Source organism: Citrobacter sp. CtB7.12, assembly GCF_001297795.1.
GTDB lineage: Bacteria > Pseudomonadota > Gammaproteobacteria > Enterobacterales > Enterobacteriaceae > Citrobacter_A > Citrobacter_A amalonaticus.
Map to the genome: position 1 here is coordinate 208,949 of NZ_LIFT01000005.1, position 18,080 is coordinate 227,028.

Annotated in this window: 17 protein-coding genes; 12 read left to right on the forward strand and 5 right to left on the reverse strand. The window is 54.5% G+C overall.

What is annotated here, in order from left to right:
• Positions 1–70 precede the first annotated feature (70 nt).
• The 3 genes from eptB to AOY24_RS09100 form a co-directional block, all read right to left on the reverse strand.
• On the reverse strand, positions 71–1,762 hold the full coding sequence (eptB, locus tag AOY24_RS09090) for a kdo(2)-lipid A phosphoethanolamine 7''-transferase (RefSeq protein ID WP_044253746.1): 1,692 nt from the start codon (positions 1,760–1,762) through the stop codon (positions 71–73).
• A gap of 262 nt (positions 1,763–2,024) precedes the next feature.
• The gene (locus tag AOY24_RS09095; RefSeq protein ID WP_054176512.1) at positions 2,025–3,227 is read right to left on the reverse strand and encodes an MFS transporter; all 1,203 of its coding nucleotides are present in this window, start codon (positions 3,225–3,227) and stop codon (positions 2,025–2,027) included.
• A gap of 231 nt (positions 3,228–3,458) precedes the next feature.
• Complete coding sequence (locus AOY24_RS09100) at positions 3,459–4,160, reverse strand: autotransporter outer membrane beta-barrel domain-containing protein (RefSeq protein WP_054176513.1); 702 nt, start codon at positions 4,158–4,160, stop codon at positions 3,459–3,461.
• A 156-nt stretch (positions 4,161–4,316) separates the two neighbouring features.
• Between AOY24_RS09100 and tag the strand changes: the two genes are divergently transcribed.
• A complete protein-coding gene (gene tag, locus AOY24_RS09105; protein ID WP_042998561.1) occupies positions 4,317–4,895 on the forward strand; it encodes a DNA-3-methyladenine glycosylase I in 579 nt (192 codons plus the stop codon).
• Positions 4,876–5,307 carry an N-acetyltransferase gene (locus AOY24_RS09110; protein WP_044267750.1) on the forward strand — a complete coding sequence of 144 codons (432 nt, stop codon included), beginning with the start codon at positions 4,876–4,878 and terminating at the stop codon, positions 5,305–5,307. The genes tag and AOY24_RS09110 overlap by 20 nt, the downstream gene beginning before the upstream one ends.
• Here the strand turns inward: AOY24_RS09110 and AOY24_RS09115 are convergent.
• Positions 5,285–7,609: a molybdopterin guanine dinucleotide-containing S/N-oxide reductase gene (locus AOY24_RS09115; RefSeq protein ID WP_082366177.1), complete on the reverse strand. Its 2,325-nt coding sequence runs from the start codon at positions 7,607–7,609 to the stop codon at positions 5,285–5,287. The two genes, AOY24_RS09110 and AOY24_RS09115, sit on opposite strands and share 23 nt — an antisense overlap.
• A 153-nt stretch (positions 7,610–7,762) precedes the next feature.
• On the opposite strand from AOY24_RS09115, the gene AOY24_RS09120 reads away from it, so the two are divergent.
• The 6 genes from AOY24_RS09120 to ghrB all read left to right on the forward strand — a co-directional run bounded on the left by AOY24_RS09120 (position 7,763) and on the right by ghrB (position 13,701).
• Complete coding sequence (locus tag AOY24_RS09120) at positions 7,763–8,425, forward strand: OmpA family lipoprotein (RefSeq protein WP_042998563.1); 663 nt, start codon at positions 7,763–7,765, stop codon at positions 8,423–8,425.
• Positions 8,426–8,547: 122 nt separating this feature from the next.
• The gene (locus AOY24_RS09125; protein ID WP_042998564.1) at positions 8,548–9,564 is read left to right on the forward strand and encodes a LacI family DNA-binding transcriptional regulator; all 1,017 of its coding nucleotides are present in this window, start codon (positions 8,548–8,550) and stop codon (positions 9,562–9,564) included.
• Between the two features lie 100 nt (positions 9,565–9,664).
• On the forward strand, positions 9,665–10,414 hold the full coding sequence (locus AOY24_RS09130) for a sugar phosphate isomerase/epimerase (protein WP_054176514.1): 750 nt from the start codon (positions 9,665–9,667) through the stop codon (positions 10,412–10,414).
• A 3-nt stretch (positions 10,415–10,417) separates the two neighbouring features.
• Positions 10,418–11,356, forward strand: coding sequence for a sugar kinase (locus AOY24_RS09135; protein WP_042998566.1), 939 nt, complete (start codon positions 10,418–10,420; stop codon positions 11,354–11,356).
• A gap of 67 nt (positions 11,357–11,423) precedes the next feature.
• The gene (locus tag AOY24_RS09140; protein WP_044253759.1) at positions 11,424–12,704 is read left to right on the forward strand and encodes an MFS transporter; all 1,281 of its coding nucleotides are present in this window, start codon (positions 11,424–11,426) and stop codon (positions 12,702–12,704) included.
• 22 nt (positions 12,705–12,726) lie between these two features.
• Complete coding sequence (ghrB, locus tag AOY24_RS09145) at positions 12,727–13,701, forward strand: glyoxylate/hydroxypyruvate reductase GhrB (RefSeq protein WP_042998568.1); 975 nt, start codon at positions 12,727–12,729, stop codon at positions 13,699–13,701.
• A gap of 42 nt (positions 13,702–13,743) precedes the next feature.
• On the opposite strand, the gene AOY24_RS09150 is transcribed toward ghrB, so the two are convergent.
• A complete protein-coding gene (locus AOY24_RS09150) occupies positions 13,744–14,454 on the reverse strand; it encodes a DUF3053 domain-containing protein (RefSeq protein ID WP_042998569.1) in 711 nt (236 codons plus the stop codon).
• Between the two features lie 443 nt (positions 14,455–14,897).
• Between AOY24_RS09150 and AOY24_RS09155 the strand changes: the two genes are divergently transcribed.
• The 4 genes from AOY24_RS09155 (at position 14,898) to cueP (ending at position 18,019) form a co-directional block, all read left to right on the forward strand.
• On the forward strand, positions 14,898–16,268 hold the full coding sequence (locus AOY24_RS09155; protein WP_054176515.1) for an aromatic acid/H+ symport family MFS transporter: 1,371 nt from the start codon (positions 14,898–14,900) through the stop codon (positions 16,266–16,268).
• Positions 16,269–16,524: 256 nt separating this feature from the next.
• A complete protein-coding gene (locus AOY24_RS09160; protein WP_042998571.1) occupies positions 16,525–16,815 on the forward strand; it encodes an HTH-type transcriptional regulator in 291 nt (96 codons plus the stop codon).
• Positions 16,816–17,087: 272 nt separating this feature from the next.
• Positions 17,088–17,300, forward strand: coding sequence for an RNA chaperone/antiterminator CspA (gene cspA, locus AOY24_RS09165; RefSeq protein WP_000014594.1), 213 nt, complete (start codon positions 17,088–17,090; stop codon positions 17,298–17,300).
• 179 nt (positions 17,301–17,479) lie between these two features.
• Complete coding sequence (gene cueP / locus AOY24_RS09170) at positions 17,480–18,019, forward strand: copper-binding periplasmic metallochaperone CueP (protein ID WP_054176516.1); 540 nt, start codon at positions 17,480–17,482, stop codon at positions 18,017–18,019.
• The last annotated feature ends 61 nt before the right edge of the window (positions 18,020–18,080 follow it).

Here is an 18,080-nt window from a genome sequence, read left to right on the forward strand (position 1 = left end):
CGCAGGTGCGCCCCCGTCAATCCCTTAGTATCAAAATGCCCTTTGATCGGCGAGAAAGTCGTCAGCCCGCTTACTGCGCGACGTTTTTCTGTCCGTCAGGGATATGACACCAGTTGTTGTTCTCATTAATTCCGCCATTCGGCGAGGTATAACCGAGACAACCCATGATGGTGTCATACAGCTCAACATGACGGCGCGGCACCTTCATTTCCGCTTCCTTCTTCAGGTGCGCGAACGCCTGGGCGTTGGCCGGGTTCTCCAGGTATTTATCAGACATCCAGACCATCATCGGCACGCGGAACTGCTCCGGCGGCGCCATCTTACGTGGCGTACCGTGCAGGTGCTCGCGCTCATTGATTGACTCACCGTGGTCGGCAGCGTAGAACACAATCGCTTTCTTATCGCGTACCTGATCAATCACCGTGTCGATAAAATGATCGACGTAGGTAATCGAGTTATCGTATGAATTAATCATCAGGTCTTTTGGGCACTTACGATCGATAGCGTAACATTCCGGCTTCCACTGAGCGAACTCGCGCGGATAACGCTGAGTGTAGTTGTAGTGAGAGCCCTTAGTGTGCAGCACAATCAGATGCTTACCCTGCGGGTTTTCCTGCAGCGAACGATCAACCTCATTGACCAGCAGCATGTCATCCACGGCTTTACCCCGGTTACGTGGCTCAGCAGCAATTTGTTCGCGATAGGCAATGTTGTCGGCCATCGTGTTGCTGTAAAACCACATCTCACTCTGCATCGCGTAGAGATCGGAACTAAAGCCTAACTGCTTGAGCACCGCAAAGACGTTTTGCTCTTTCAGCGTACGCTGTGGGTTGTCTTCGGCCCCACCCTGACGAACGAACATACAGCGCAGCGACAGTTTCGTCGCGGTATCGCAGGAATAACCACGATACATCACGACGTTCTTCTCTTTGGCAAGCTTCGGCGTGGTGTCGCGTTCATAGCCTAACATTCCCATATGATCCCAGCGTGTAGTTTCACCAATAATGAAAATCACGTAAGTGTCATCCAGGTTCTGTGTCGGGGTATAGGTGAATTTCTTCGCCGGGTTGATGAGCGATTTGTTATCCGATGATTCATCCACCTGCGCCCAGGCATACAGGCCCAGTGCAGACAGCCAGTTTGACGGCAGATAAGAGTTCGCCAGTACGCCGCCGTAACTCGGCATATCGACACCGGCAATACGATCGGCACGCTTCTGATGCATCTCCAGAAGACGAATTGGCACCCAGACTAGCAGCCCCGCCATCAGCACAATCAGCGCGCTGCGCCAGCGCACTTTTGGCGTGCAGAGCTGACGCCAGAAGGTATCCGTCGAGCGGTTAAACCAGATGAAGATCAGCGGGAGAAAACTCACCGCCACCAGCCAGAGGACAAACGTCCAGCCGACCACCTCTTTGGAGAGATCGATATCCGTGGTCATGACCGAGGCAACGATGCCGTAACCGATCATCACGTTCATAAAGGTCATGTAATAACTTGCGCCCGCTGAAATCAGCACCAGCAACGAAGCCAGAACACGCCACACCGTCCTGCCCATCAGTGACAGGAGTCGTAAAAAGAAGAACGTTGCCAGCACAGTGCCAGCCAGTTCAACCACCGCGGAGATTCCATTCCAGAGGGTAAAGTCTTGCGCGTAACCGTCAAACCGACGGAGGTAAACCGCGCCATTCATAAACAGACCGATATAGATCGCGAGCAAAAAACTCAGCTTTTGCTGCGACATCGACGTAATGTATCTCATGCAAGCAAGCCCTGGAAATCGAGGGGTTAACACAGCCTGCGCAACGGCGACATCCGCCGGGCAGGTGAAATTGCGAAGGTAGTCAAATAGTAAAATCGACACGCGCGGCTAAGTAGACCACAAGCAGCAAAGAAAGTGGCAACAGAGAATGTGATCGAAAGAGATATTTACAAAAAATCAAGTTTAAAAGCAGACTATTCACAGCAGATATAACAAAAAAAGGCCAGCTCATCGGCTGGCCTGTAGAAAATCTTACGGGATATCAGGCGTGTGCCATTTCCAGCACCTCGCGTTTTGGCTGACGAATGGTGGTGGAGAGCGCCAGCGAGAGAATCAACAATGCAAAGATGACACAGAAAGTCACGTAGAACCCACCGAACAGCGACGCGATAATCGAACCGCAGATGCTGCCAATCCCAAAGCCGAGATAAATCACACCATAATTTTTCGCCAGATTGTTCAGACCGAAGAACTCGCTGACCAGTGACGGGAAGACGGTGATCGTCCCGCCAAAGTTAAAGGCGATGCAGGCAATGGCAGCAAAGAAAGTCAGCGCATTCAGCTGCGCAAACAGCAGAGCGGCCATCCCCACCAGCGACACCACCTGACCAATGGTGATCACACGGATACGGGCAATTTTATCGGACAGGATCCCCAGCACCAGACGGCCGGAGAGGTTAGCAATAGAAATCACCGTCACCGCATTGGCCGCCGACGCCACGTCCATATGCGCCAGCCCCTGAGCGATATCTTTCGCCACGCCAATCACATACAGTCCGCTCATGCACGCCGTCAGGAACATCACCGCCAGCATCCAGTACTGCGGTTTACGCATAGATTGTGCCAGGGTGTAGTCGTTTTCTACAACACCATTTTGCGTTTTGACCTCCAGATTCGGCGCATCTTTCATTAGCGTAGAGCCGAAGACAATCATCACCAGCACAATCGCGCCCCAAATCACAAAGGTGTTTTCCAGACCAACGGTTGCCAGAAGTTGGCTGTCGATAAATTTGAAACCCAGGCTTCCCAGACCATAAGAACCAATGGCAAAGGCAGAAATTAGCCCTTTACGCTCCGGGAACCACTTCACGCAGTTGGACAGTGTTAACAGATAGCCCGCGCCATCGGCCAGGCCTACCAGCACGCCTGCGCTCAGCCACAGCATCATCAGGTTACTGGAGTGCGCGGTCAGGAAGAAACCCAGCCCGAGCAGAATACCGGACGCCATGGTGACGCGCTTCACGCCAAAACGTTCCTGTAACTTCCCGGCGACAGAAGAGGAGATCGCCAGACCTAAGCTCAACAGGCCGAAGGAAAAAGCCACCTGGCTGACGGGTTCACCCAGTTTTTCTGAAAGCACGCCATTAAACAGGCTCCAGGTATACACAGAACCTAAGGCGAATTGCGTAATGATGGTACCGATAAGGGTCAACCAACGGGTGCGCTGATACGATGCGGTTTTCATGGCAGTCTTCCTGCATAAGCAAAAGGGATTAATTCTCTGCCAACAACCATAACGAAATGCATTTTATGCAGGGAAAAAACGGCATGAAGTGCCATCAGAACGGAATGAAATGCCTGGAATGCGGAATGAATGACGAGACAAAAATTCATTGAATGAATTTTTTCCCGCTCAGTTAGTGCCTACTATCGCCACAAACACTGTTATCACTGCGTTTAAATTGTAAATTGCAGGTTAAAACCTGGCACTTACCCCCATCGTGTAGAGGTAGTCGGTACTGTTGGCGGTATTTTCCGCCTGCGAGAGCGCAGCATAAGCCGCCATGTGCTGATTGAGCAGCATATCTGCGCCTACCGTCACGTCCAGCCAGTTGTTGTCCTGAGTGGTCGCCGTCATTCGACTGAGCCCCGACTGCGCCTTCCAGATATTTTCGCCAAACTGCTGGTTATAGCTGATTTGCGCCCACGGTCGCAGATCGCCAAACTGAGAATTCACCCGCCAGCCCAGCGTACTGACGCTGGCATGCCATAACGGGTCGGGCGACTGGCTGACCACGCTATCGCCAAATTCGTTATAAATAGCGGGCGTGGTGCCATCGTAATGTAATGCCGCCACCGGTCCGGTCGTGATGTCGCCAGAGACGGGAAAATTCCAGCCCATACTCATGCCGCTGGTGGCCTCCGTGGGTGAAGCTTGCTCAAGATTCACCGCCAGACCCGGCACAGTTTGTGTCGTCCGGATACGTTCCGCCAGAATGTCGTCATAGCGCGGTTGGTGATCGCTGTCCCATGTATAGCGTTCAGTCGTATATCCAGGCGTATTATCAACGATATATTCTTGCTGCCAGGCACGGGCTGTGTTGATGTAAAGCGAACAGACTACGACGCTCGCCAGGAGAATAATTTCCCGGCGACCACTGCATTTTTTTATCATCATCAATGCGACTCCAGAAGAGAGCCGAAATCGGCGATATTATTGTCATTGTAATTAAGGATGACAGGCGAAAGCCCTGTATTAAATATTGTCTTTTTCGCGGGAGCGTCAAGGCACCCGGAACGATATTTTTATGGCAAGTCAAAGAGCGAGGGAAGTATGGAACGTTGCGGTTGGGTCAGTCAGGACCCCCTTTATATTGCCTATCATGATAACGAATGGGGCGTACCCGAGCACGACGGTAAAAAACTGTTCGAAATGATCTGTCTGGAAGGCCAACAAGCTGGCCTTTCGTGGATCACCGTCCTCAAGAAACGCGAGAATTATCGCACTAACTTCCACCAGTTCGATCCCATCCGCGTGGCAGCCATGCAGGAAGACGATGTGGAAAGACTGCTGCTTGATGCCGGGATCATCCGCCATCGGGGGAAAATTCAGGCCATCATCGGCAATGCCCGGGCATACCTGGCGATGGAGCAAAACGGCGAACCGTTTGCCGACTTCGTCTGGTCATTCGTGGATAACCAGCCACAAATCACCCGCGCCGCCGCGTTGGGCGAAATCCCGACCTCCACGCCCGCCTCCGACGCCCTGTCGAAAGCGTTAAAAAAACGGGGATTCAAGTTCGTCGGCACCACTATTTGCTACTCCTTCATGCAGGCCTGCGGACTGGTCAATGACCACATCACCGGCTGTTTCTGTCATCCAGGAGATAAACATGATTCGCGAGTTTCATAGTGCTGACATGACGCCATTGCTGGCGTTGTGGTTGGAAAGCACCATCTATGCGCATCCTTTTATCGCAGAACGCTACTGGCATGAGAGCGAGGCAGTGGTGCGCGATGTTTACCTGCCCGCCGCCAGAACCTGGGTCTGGGAGGAAGACGAGGCGCTGAAAGGGTTTGTGAGCGTCATGGACGGGCGTTTTTTAGGGGCGTTGTTTGTCGCCCCGAATGCGTTACGTAGCGGGATAGGGAAAGCGCTGGTACAGCATGTTCAGCAGTGTTTTGACGTGCTGAGCCTCGAGGTATACCAAAAAAACCAGAACGCGGTGAATTTCTACCACGCGCTGGGCTTTCGTATCGAAGACAGCGCATGGCAGGAAGATACCCAGCATCCCACCTGGATTATGGGCTGGCGGGCGGAGTAAACGCCGTAAGCGTGAGTGCTGGCCCGCTGTATTTCTCCAGCCACGCCAGCGCGGTATTGCCCGCGCAGCCGTTCCCCAGACGCGAACTGGGCAGGTCTTTGGTCAGCACATTCACCGCGCCGTTTTTACAGATGCCCCCGGCAGCAAGGTCGAGATCCGGCCATGCCCCTTCATGAATGCAGATAACGCCTGGTTTGATACCGTCAGTGACCACGGCGCCTGCAAGGATCTGACCACGGTGATTCCAGATGCGTACCACATCACCCTCACGGATGCCGCGCGCCTGAGCATCTTGCGGGTGAATCGTCACCGGCTCACGATCTGCCACCGCATACCGTTCACGCAGGTGACTGTAGTTAAGCTGGCTGTGCAGACGATGCGCCGGGTGCGCCGACACAATCTGTAGTTGCTCCGGTTCGGCGTTGCCGTGCCACTCATCCGGTTCCAGCCACATCGGGTGTCCGGGGCAATCTGCATAGCCGTAACCGGCAATTCGCTGTGAGTAAATCTCGATCTTACCGCTGTCGGTTTTCAGCGGATGCGCGTCCAGGTCACGACGAAAATCCGCAAAGCGGATAAACTGCGCATTGGCCGGATTTTCCGGCATTTCAATCAATTGATTCGCTTCCCAGAATTCGGCAAACGGCGGCAGCGTCACCTGCTGGCTGGCCCCGCGCTGCCCGGCAATCGTATAAAACGTCTCCAGCCATTCCAGTTCGCTCTTCCCTTCGGTAAAGCGTTGATAACCGCCCTGCTCCCAGCGTTCGCTCAGCGCGGCAAAAACATCGAAATCATTGCGCGCTTCGTACTGCGGCGGCACGACCTGCTTCATGGGCACCAGATGCTGGTTACTGTAATCCCCGGTCATGGTGAGATCGTTACGCTCAAAGGAAGTCGTCGCAGGCAGCACAATATCGGCATGCTTCGCCGCCGCGGTCCAGAAGCATTCGGAAATTACCACCAGCTCCGGTTTTTGCCAGGCGCGAATCAGTCGGTTGGTGTCCTGGTGATGGGTAAAATTCGCCCCGCCCGCCCACCAGATAAAGCGGATATCCGGGAAATGACGGTTCATCCCGTTATGCTGATACGGCGCGCCGGGGTTTTCCAGTGCTTCCACAATGCGCGCTACCGGAATTTTCTCCACCGCGTCGGTCCCGCCTTGCAGGCTGCCCTGCATTGACGCCAGCACCGCAGAACGGCGTGTCGGGTTTCCGCCATTGGCAAAATGATACGAAAGGCCAAAACCACCGCCAGGTATACCAGGCTGCCCCAGCATGGCGGACAGGGTGACAATCATCCAGTGCTTTTGTTCGCCAAACTGCTGGCGTTGCATGCCCCAACCGGCCATCAACATCGTAGTATTTTTATGGAACAATTCTGCCAGTTCACGGATTTTGGCCGCCGGAACGCCGCAAATCGGCTCCGCCCACTCTGCCGTTTTGGCAATACCGTCGCTCACGCCCAGCAGATAGTCTGAAAAGACCTCATAGCCCGTGGTGCAACGGGCAAGAAACGCCTCGTCATGCCAGCCATGTTCTACCAGCGTATGCGCGATGCCGAGCATCAGCGCCACGTCAGTCCCCATGTGCGGCGCAATCCATTCCATTTTGTCGCCAAAGAAATCAACGGTTTCCGATCGCATCGGATCAATACAGATCAGCCGTTTCCCGCTATTACGCAACGCGTCAAAGTAAGGGATCCCTTGTTCATCCGACGCATTCCAGGCAATTTTCAGGGTATTCAGCGGGTTGGCGCTCCATAACACCACCACCTCGCTGTGTTCCAGAATCACCGGCCAGCTGGTTTGCTGTTGATAGACTTCGCTGCCGCCCACCACGTACGGCATGATGGCCTGCGCCGCGCCGGTAGAATAGTCGCCCAGATGTCCGGTATAGCCGCCCGCCAGCGCCATATAACGTTGTAATAACGTCGCCGACTTGTGCAGAACACCGTTGGAACGCCAGCCGTAAGAACCGGCAAAAATGGAGGCGGGGCCATACGTATCGCGAATGCGTTTATGCTGCGCATGAATCAACGCCAGCGCCTCGTCCCAGCTTACGCGCACATACTCATCCTGCCCGCGCACACCCTGCGGTTGTTCCGGCGAAGCCAGAAACCCTTTACGTACCATCGGATAGCGTACCCGGCTTTGACTGTGCACTTGATCGCGAACCGCACTTTGCAGCGAATTGGGATGCGAGGTGGGCAGCGCGCCCCGGGAAGAGAGCACCTTTTCTCCGTCCGTTTCGACAAGAATGGGGCCCCAGTGGGCGGCGGTTAACACTGAATGATGCGTCGTCAAGCTGGCACTCCTGCTGATGGGCTGAGGTATAACGGCGTTCAATGTTACTTACAAATTTCAGAGAGATCCCTGGAATTTTCTTCATCTTCACACGTCATAATCAACCGCCACGGTCGCTGTGGCAAAAAATAAGAATGTCATTAAGGAATTAAGATGAAGAAACGTGTTTTAGTCATTGCCGCTATCGTGAGCGGCGCCCTGGCGGTTTCTGGCTGCACAACCAACCCTTACACCGGCGAACGCGAAGCGGGTAAATCCGGCATTGGCGCGGGCATTGGATCGCTGGTGGGCGCGGGTATCGGCGCTCTCTCCTCGTCGAAAAAGGATCGCGGTAAAGGCGCACTGATTGGTGCCGCGGCAGGGGCAGCGCTCGGCGGCGGCGTCGGTTATTACATGGACGTGCAGGAAGCAAAACTGCGCGACAAAATGCAGGGAACCGGCGTAAGCGTGACGCGAAGTGGCGATAACATCATTTTGAACATGCCGAATAACGTCACCTTCGACAGCAGCAGCGCCACCCTGAAACCGGCAGGTGCCAACACGCTGACCGGCGTAGCGATGGTGCTGAAGGAATACGAAAAAACCGCCGTCAATGTCATCGGGTATACCGACAGCACCGGCGGCCAGGATCTGAACATGCGTCTGTCACAGCAGCGTGCGGACAGCGTAGCCAGCGCACTGATCACCCAGGGCGTTGCCGCCAACCGCATCCGCACCAGCGGCATGGGTCCGGCAAATCCGATCGCCAGCAACAGCACGGCGGAAGGGAAAGCCCAGAACCGTCGTGTCGAAATTACGTTAAGTCCGATTCAGTAACGGTTGTGCCGGGTGGCGGCATTGCCTTCCCCGGCTTTAAACCCACCAACAGGCCCGGTAAGCGTAGCGTCGCCGGGTCTTTTCGCGCTAAGGTATGCTCACCCAAAGCAAGGAATTCAGCGATGAGCAAATCAACACGCCCCACCATCAGCGATGTCGCGAAAGCGGCAAAAACCGGTAAAACCAGCATTTCACGTTATCTCAACGGCGAAAAACACCTGCTTTCCGATGCCCTGCTGGCGCGTATTGAAAAAGCCATTGCCGATCTCGACTATCGCCCCAGCCTGATGGCTCGTGGCCTGAAACGAGGTCGCACCCGTTTGATTGGCCTGATCATTGCCGATATCACCAACCCCTATTCCGTCCACGTGTTAAGCGGTATCGAGGCCGCCTGTCGCGAGAAAGGCTTTACTCCACTGGTCTGTAACACCAATAACGAGGTGAACCAGGAATTGCACTATCTCGATCTGCTGCGCAGTTATCAGGTCGAAGGTATTGTGGTCAACGCCGTGGGGATGCGTGAAGAGGGGTTGAATCGCCTGCAACAGTCCGCGTTGCCGATGGTACTGATCGATCGCAAAATCCCTGACTTCGCCTGCGACGTCGTCGGGCTGGACAACACTCAGGCCGCCACCACCGCCACCGAACACCTGATTGAACAAGGCTTTGAAGCACTGCTGTTTCTCAGCGAACCGCTGGGGATGGTCAATACCCGTCGTGAACGTCTGAGCGCCTTTCGGGCAACACTGGCACGTTATCCGGGCGTTGTCGCCGAAAACGCCGAAGTTCCGCTTTCCGAGAATACGCAACTCGATAACACCTTACGCCAGTTCCACCAGCAGCATCGCGGGATGCGCAAGGCAGTGATTTCCGCTAACGGTGCGCTCACCCTTCAGGTCGCCCGTTCACTGAAGCGCATTGGCCTCAACTGGGGCAGCGATATTGGTCTGTTGGGGTTCGATGAGCTGGAATGGGCCGAACTGGCAGGGGTCGGGATCACGACCCTGAAACAACCCACGTGGCAGATTGGTTATGCCGCTGTCGAACAAGTGGTACGCAGGATTGAAGGCGGCAGCGACGCCATTCATGAACAGGTTTTCTCCGGCGAGCTGATCGTTCGCGGCTCCACTGCCCGTTAATTTTCCTTCGTGATGGTGATCATAATTTCGACACATCACGCTTTTCTTTGGAACCGGTTCCATCTAGCGTAATCACATTAGCGTGAGTTCTGGAGTTCCTATGCAAAGAAAACTGATAGTGGTCACCACTGCCTATGGCCACGACACTGTCCGCGCTGCCGGTGGACAAACCGCGATGCTGCCTATCATTGCCGGTGCAGGTGCAGACGGCGTCGAAATTCGCCGCGAACTGTTTACTGACGCTGAGCTCAGCGCCCTGACCACACTGGCGTCAGCCATCGAATGCTTCGATCTGCTGGCCTGCTATTCCGCGCCACAACCGCTGTTCATGGACGATGGCCGCCTCAATCCACAACTGCCGTCACTGCTTCAGGAAGCGCAAACGCTGCGCGCGCTATGGCTGAAGGTTTCGCTGGGCCATTTTGTCCACGCAGAACAATTTGACACCCTGCGCGACTGGCTGGAAAGCAGCGGTATGGCGCTGGTAGTCGAGAACGACCAGACCGCCTGCGGACGACTGGCCCCCATGCAACGTTTTAACGCCGCCTGTCAGCAACATGCGCTGCCTGTACACCTGACCTTTGATATGGGCAACTGGCTGTGGGTAGGCGATTCGCCAGAAGAGGCCGCTCATCAACTGGCGAAGTCAGTGGGTTATGTTCACGTTAAAGCCGCCACCGCGCACCACGACAGCTATCGCGCCGTTCCCCCGGACCAGGCAGAGCCCCGCTGGCTCGACCTGCTCAAGTTGTTGCCCACCGACGTTCCGCGCGGCATTGAATTCCCGCTGGAAGGGGCCGATCTGACGGCGGTTACCCGCCACTACGTCGATTTGTTACGTAAGGAGTAAGGCATGAAGCATTCACTGGATGTCATCACAATCGGCGAAGCGATGGCGATGTTTGTAGCAACGCAGACCGGCGATCTGGCCGAGGTTGAGCAGTTTATCAAGCGTGTTGCCGGTGCCGAACTGAACGTTGCCACCGGCCTGGCACGACTGGGACTGAAAGTCGGCTGGGTGAGCCGCGTAGGTAACGACAGCTTTGGTCGCTTTGTTCTCAACTCACTGAAAAAAGAGGGGATTGATGCGCAGGGAGTCACGCTGGATGAGCGCTACGCAACCGGCTTTCAGTTAAAATCTAAAGTTGAAAATGGAACCGATCCCATTGTGGAGTATTTCCGTAAAGGGTCCGCCGCCAGCCATCTGTCCGTTGCGGACTACCACGACGCGTATTTCTCCAGTGCCCGTCATCTGCATCTGAGCGGCGTCGCTGCGGCGCTTTCCCCCAGTTCCTATGAACTGCTGGCGCACACGGCGCGCACGATGAAAGCCCAGGGCAAGACACTCTCATTTGACCCCAACCTGCGTCCGGTGCTGTGGAAAAGTGAAGCCGAGATGGTTGAGAAACTGAATCGTCTCGCATTCCAGGCCGACTGGGTATTACCGGGCCTGAAGGAAGGGATGATTTTAACCGGACAACAGACACCAGAAGGGATTGCGGATTTCTATCTCCGTCACGGCGTGAAAGCCGTGGTGCTGAAAACAGGCGCAGACGGCGCCTGGTATAAAACCGCCGACGGCGAAAAAGGCAGCGTTGCCCCGGTCAAAGTGGACAACGTGGTCGATACGGTCGGTGCCGGCGATGGCTTTGCCGTCGGCGTCATCAGCGCCCTACTGGAAGGCCGTACGCTGTCGCAGGCCGTCACACGCGGCAACAAAATTGGCGCACTGGCCATTCAGGTACAGGGCGACAGCGAAGGCTTACCCACACGTGAAACGTTAGGCGAATAACCTTACGTAATGATAACAGCCCCCTGTACCCTACAGACAGCGGCGGCAGAAACAACAGAGGTTGATTATGGCAAACTCAACAAATGCAGCAAAACGCTGGTTGTACATCATGCCTATCGTGTTCATCACGTATAGTCTGGCGTATCTTGACCGTGCAAACTTCAGCTTCGCGTCCGCCGCGGGCATTAACGAAGACCTTGGCATCACCAAAGGGATCTCATCCCTGCTCGGCGCCCTGTTCTTCCTCGGCTATTTCTTCTTTCAGATCCCCGGCGCGGTGTATGCCGAACGCCGGAGCGTGCGCAAACTGATTTTTGTCTGCCTGATTTTATGGGGCGGTTGCGCGTCGCTGACCGGGATGGTCAGCAATATCCCGGCGCTGGCCGCTATTCGCTTTATTCTCGGGGTAGTGGAAGCCGCTGTTATGCCAGCGATGCTGATTTACATCAGTAACTGGTTTACGAAGTCGGAGCGTTCGCGAGCAAATACCTTCCTGATCCTCGGTAACCCGGTGACGGTCCTGTGGATGTCAGTGGTGTCTGGTTACCTGATCCAGGCGCTCGGCTGGCGTGAGATGTTCATCATCGAAGGGGTTCCCGCCATTCTGTGGGCCTTCTGCTGGTGGGTGCTGGTGAAAGACAAACCGGCGCAGGTCGGTTGGCTGACCGAGTCAGAAAAAACGGCGTTGCAAACGCAACTCGAACAAGAGCAGCAGGGGATTAAGGCTGTACGCAACTACGGCGAAGCGTTCCGCTCCCGTAATGTGATCCTGTTATGCATGCAATATTTCACCTGGAGTATTGGCGTCTACGGCTTCGTGCTGTGGCTGCCATCAATCATCCGCGAAGGCGGCGCGAATCTGGGAATGGTCGAAGTGGGCTGGCTCTCTTCTGTCCCGTATCTGGCAGCCACCGTGGCGATGATTATCGCCTCCTGGGCCTCGGATAAATTACAGAACCGTAAGCTGTTCGTCTGGCCTCTGCTGCTGATTGCCGCGTGCGCTTTTATCGGTTCCTGGGCCGTCGGCGCGAATAACTTCTGGGCCTCTTATACCCTGCTGGTGATTGCCGGTGCGGCGATGTACGCCCCGTATGGCCCGTTTTTCGCCATCATTCCGGAGATGTTGCCGCGCAACGTTGCCGGTGGCGCAATGGCGCTAATCAACAGTATGGGCGCGCTGGGCTCGTTCCTCGGCTCGTGGTTTGTCGGTTACCTCAACGGCGCCACGGGCAGCCCGTCCGCCTCGTACATTTTTATGGGGGTGGCGCTTTTCGCCTCAGTATGGCTAACTTTAATTGTTAAGCCTGCTAATAATCAGCACGTCCCGGTTGGCGCACGCCACGCGTAAACTTTCACTCATGGAGAGTCATATGAAGCCGTCCATTATTCTCTACAAAGCGTTACCTGACGATTTACTGCATCGCCTGGAAGAACATTTCACCGTCACCCAGGTGCCGGACCTGAGCCCGCAGACGGTTGAACAACACGCGCAAGCCTTTGCCAGTGCTGAAGGTCTGCTGGGCTCCAGCCAAACCGTCGATACCGCGCTGCTGGAGAAAATGCCGACGCTCCGCGCAACCTCAACGATCTCCGTGGGGTATGACAATTTCGATGTGGATGCGCTGAACGCACGTAAGGTACTGCTGATGCATACGCCCACCGTGCTGACGGAAACCGTTGCCGATACGATCATGGCACTGGTGCTATCGACCGCTCGCCGCGTTGTGGAAGTGGCCGAGCGCGTGAAGGTCGGCGAATGGACCTCCAGCATTGGTCCTGATTGGTTTGGTATTGATGTGCACCACAAAACGCTGGGGATTGTCGGGATGGGACGCATTGGTCTTGCGCTGGCACAGCGCGCCCACTTCGGCTTCAACATGCCGATTCTCTACAACGCCCGCCGCCACCATCAGGAAGCGGAAGAGCGCTTCAACGCCCGCTACTGTGACCTCAATACGCTGTTGCAGGAATCAGACTTTGTCTGCCTGATCCTGCCGCTGACCGACGAGACGCATCATCTGTTTGGCGCAGAGCAGTTCGCTAAAATGAAATCCTCTGCCATCTTCATTAATGCCGGACGTGGTCCGGTGGTCGATGAAAACGCGCTGATTGCCGCACTGCAACAGGGCGAAATACACGCTGCCGGTCTGGATGTGTTTGAGCAAGAGCCACTACCGGTTGATTCACCGTTGTTGTCGCTGAGTAACGTTGTGGCGGTACCACACATTGGTTCAGCCACCCACGAAACGCGCTATAACATGGCGGCCTGCGCGGTAGATAATCTGATTGATGCGCTGCAAGGAAAGGTCGAGAAGAACTGCGTGAACCCGCAGGTTGCGGGGTAACAAAAACAGCCGGGAGGCGCTATCGCCTGCCCGGCAGCTCCATCACTGAATAGCGTTAACCGCCGCAGTCCAGGCCTGGTTAAATGCCTGATGCTGCGAGGCCAGCGGCCCAATCAATGCGTTGTACTGACTTGCCTGCTGCGAAGTCGGGAACTGAATACCATTCGCCACAAAACTCACCTGCGTATCCTGCTGCGCGACAAAATCACCCACCTGGACCAGTTGCTGAGTGAAGATCTGCGCGGCCGGGATCAGCGGCTGCAACGCGTCTGCGGGCGTCGTCACCACTTTCTTATACACCTGGTCAAACACCGGCTTCAGGTCATCGGCCTGTTTCAGTGCGCCATGCGCCGCATCGGCCTGCAGTTTCGCATTCTGCAACTGCTGACCCAATACGCCGAGAGAACCGTTCAGGTCACGCAGCGGCCCACGTTGCGTCACATAATCCTGTGGCACACGGATGGCATTAACGCTATCAACAACCGGACGCAACGCGGAATCCATCGCCTGGTTCACCTGCTGTGAGTAGCCATACAAAATCGCGTAATCAGAAACAAACGGACCGAACTGTTTTTTCTGATCGGCGGTCAGGGTGGGTAGACGCTCGCCGCTACGCATCACCGTATTCTGTAGAAAATCGACAAACGCTTTACGCTGATCGCCTTCTTTATCAAAACACCCACTCAGGCTAACTACCATTAACAACGCCGCAAGAGGCGCAAACCAGCGAGAGCAGGACTTACCTGTCGCCATTTTAATACTCCTTTCACCCAAAAATGCGCACTGCGCAATACGCGTGCCTTACGGCTTACAAGGATAGTCCAGGTCAGGCTCGCAGGATACCCCTTCCGCGTAATCTTGTGGCGGAAATTCGTCTGGCGAAATAGCGATGACCAAATTGTTATTTTATTGTTAAACACATCACATTTACCACCTCTGTCCTGAGGGCATTAACAAGAAGTAGTTCTATGATTTTAATAGCTTTTCAGCATTAAGTCGGCCAGTGAAGGGGCAATTCGTACGATTATCGCACGTTAACCTCGGTGGGGTGATTGCCGAACACGGGCTTCAATGTTTTGATTAATTGAACGATTAACGAATAAACGTTCGATAATCGCACAATTAATCCTAACGCTTGCGGTGGAGAAAATAAAAACCCCCTCTGTCCCCCGCGTTGCTTTCGCAGGAATGACCGCATGACAAACAAAACGACTGATATTCAAGCGTTTATTAACGAGCATCCCTTTTCAAAATACCAGTGGATGATTCTCGTGCTGTGCTTTGTGACCGTCGCGATGGACGGATTCGATACCGCGATTATCGGCTTCATCGCCTCCGATCTCGTTCAAGAGTGGGGCGTTGAAAAATCCGCGCTCGGCCCGGTCATGAGCGCCGCGCTGGTGGGGCTTGCCGTCGGAGCGCTCACCGCGGGTCCAATGGCTGACCGCATCGGTCGCAAAAAAGTCCTGATTATGTCGATTCTGGTGTTTGGCGGCTTCAGCCTGCTCACCGCCTTTGCCAGCACGCTGAACCAACTGACCGCATTGCGCTTTTTAACTGGTCTGGGTCTGGGGGCGGCAATGCCCAATGCCGCGACCCTGATGAGTGAATACGCGCCAGAACGCCGTCGCGCGCTGCTGGTGAATCTGATGTTCGTCGGATTCCCGATTGGCTCGTCGATGGGTGGGTTTGTCTCCGCCTGGCTGATCCCGCATTACGGCTGGCAAAGCGTACTGATCCTCGGCGGCGTGATGCCGCTGGTGCTGGCAGTGGTGTTGATCGTTTTACTGCCGGAATCTGCCCGTTATCTGGTGGTTAAGAACAAATCACAGCAGCAGATTGGCACCATTCTGCGCCGTATCGCCCCGCTACCGGAAGCGACGCACTTTGTCCTGCGTGAAACCGGCCAGATTAAAGAGAAATCAGCGCTGGGCGTCATCTTCTCGCCGCGTTACGCACTGGGTACGGTAATGCTGTGCCTGACCTACTTTATGGGGTTGCTGATCTTCTATCTGCTGACCAGTTGGCTGCCGCTGCTGATCCGTGAAACAGGGGCCACGCTGAGCCAGGCGTCCATCATTACCGCCTTGTTCCCGTTGGGCGGCGGAATTGGCGTCCTGGTGCTGGGCGCGCTGATGGACAAATTCAACCCGAACAAAGTGGTGGCGGTCGGCTGGTTGTTGACCGGGGTGTTTGTCTGCCTGGTTGGGTTCTCCACCAGCAGCCTGGTGCTCATGGGGGTGATGGTTTTTATCGCCGGGACAATCATGAACGGCGCACAATCGTCCATGCCCGCGCTGGCGGCGGGTTTTTACCCCACACAGGGCCGCGCGACTGGTGTGGCATGGATGTTAGGTCTGGGCCGTTTCGGCGGCATCCTCGGTGCGTTTAGCGGCGCCTTCCTGATGCAGGCGCAACTCGCGTTCGAAACCATCTTTACATTCCTGGCCATTCCGGCGTTAGTGTCTGCCTTTGCCTTGATGATGAAATACTGGGCAGGTAAACGCCAGCTCTCTGGCGCATCAACGCCGACAGAATCACCGACTCACGCCGCGCAAAAAGCCTGATTTTTCCTCCTGGCAGGTAATCGCCTGCCAGGAAATAGTCATATTTTCGTAATCTTTACATTTCACATTACCACGCGGGATATAGTGCCCGTTATCAAATCGTTAGCAAGCTACAAATCCGCCGCCTTCTCGCCGCTGAAACGAGTCTTGTTCCCCTCTTAAACTGTGACGCCCAACGCGCTTTCTCATTTACGACTATTCTTAACTGGCTTCGATGAAATTCACGATCTCGCTGTGTGATTTAAAGGAGTTCTCAATGGAATCTAAAGATCCAATGTTTGAGCTGCTGAGCAGCCTGGAACAAATTGTTTTTAAAGAAGAAACATCAAAAATCACCCTGACACATAAGCCAAGTCCCTTTAGCGAATTTGAACAATTACGCCGGGGGAGCGGGCTGGAAACGGATGATTTCGCCAGAGCGTTAGGCGTAACGGTTGCACTGGTACAGGAGTGGGAATCAAAACGCGTTAAACCCTCCAGTACCGAATTGAAGCTGATGCGCCTGATACAGGCTAACCCGGCATTGAGTAAGCAGTTGATGGAGTAATCGACAATCATTGATGAACGGTCCTGATACAGGACCGTTTTCTGACCACTTAACCTATCGGGCGAAAAATAACAGTTGCATCCCCAGGCGTTACATGAGTTAATGCGTTCCACGGTTTGACGTACAGACCATTAAAGCAGTTTAGTAAGGCAGTCCCCTTCAAGAGTTATCGTTGATACCCCTCGTAGTGCGCATTTCCTTAACGCTTAAAAAATCTGTAGAGCACGCCATATCGCCGAAAGGCACACTTATTTTTTAAAAGGTAATACACTATGTCCGGTAAAATGACTGGTATCGTAAAATGGTTCAACGCTGACAAAGGCTTCGGCTTCATCACTCCTGACGATGGCTCTAAAGACGTGTTCGTACACTTCTCTGCTATCCAGAACGATGGCTACAAATCTCTGGACGAAGGTCAGAAAGTTTCCTTCACCATCGAAAGCGGCGCTAAAGGCCCGGCAGCTGGCAACGTAACCAGCCTGTAAGCTTAGATAAGCTCAGAATTCAAGATCCCTGCCAGACGGCGGGGATTTTTTTTATCTCTTGCCCGCCTTTCGATATCCCTGTTTCCCTTCTTTGCATTACTTTACCTGGCCAGCCTTTGACCTTTCCCTAAGGGTAAGCTTTATAGTGAAAACCCTGTTTTTCACATGGAATTGACGCTATGTCCAGACTCCCGTTGTTCTTCACGCTAGGTTTACTCACCAGCGGCGCCGCGTTTGCTGCATCGCCAGAAACCACATTCCTTGCCGAACATGGTCTTGCCGGTAAGTCAGTCGAGCAGATCGTGGATACCATCGATCAAACGCCACAATCCCGCCCGCTGCCGTATTCGGCTTCCATCACCAGTGCCGAGTTAAAACTCGCTTCTGATGGGCAGATGTATACCCTGCCGTTGGGCGAAAAATTCTATCTCTCGTTTGCACCTTACCAGCAGCAGACGCACCCGTGCTTTAACCACAGTTTGTCCGGCTGCCAGGGTGAAATGCCGGACACGACGTTCAACGTTAAAGTGACGGATAACAAAGGCAATGTGCTGATTCAGAAACCGCTCAAAAGCTATCAGAACGGGTTTATCGGCGTCTGGTTGCCGCGCAATATTGAAGGGACAATAGAAGTGAGCTACAACGGCAAAACGGCATCACACGCCATTGCCACGAAGGATGACAGCCAGACCTGTCTGACGGAATTGCAGTTGCAGTAACTCTTCCTGTCCCGTCCATAAAAAAACCTGCCCGAGGGCAGGTTTCAGCGTTTGTTTGCGG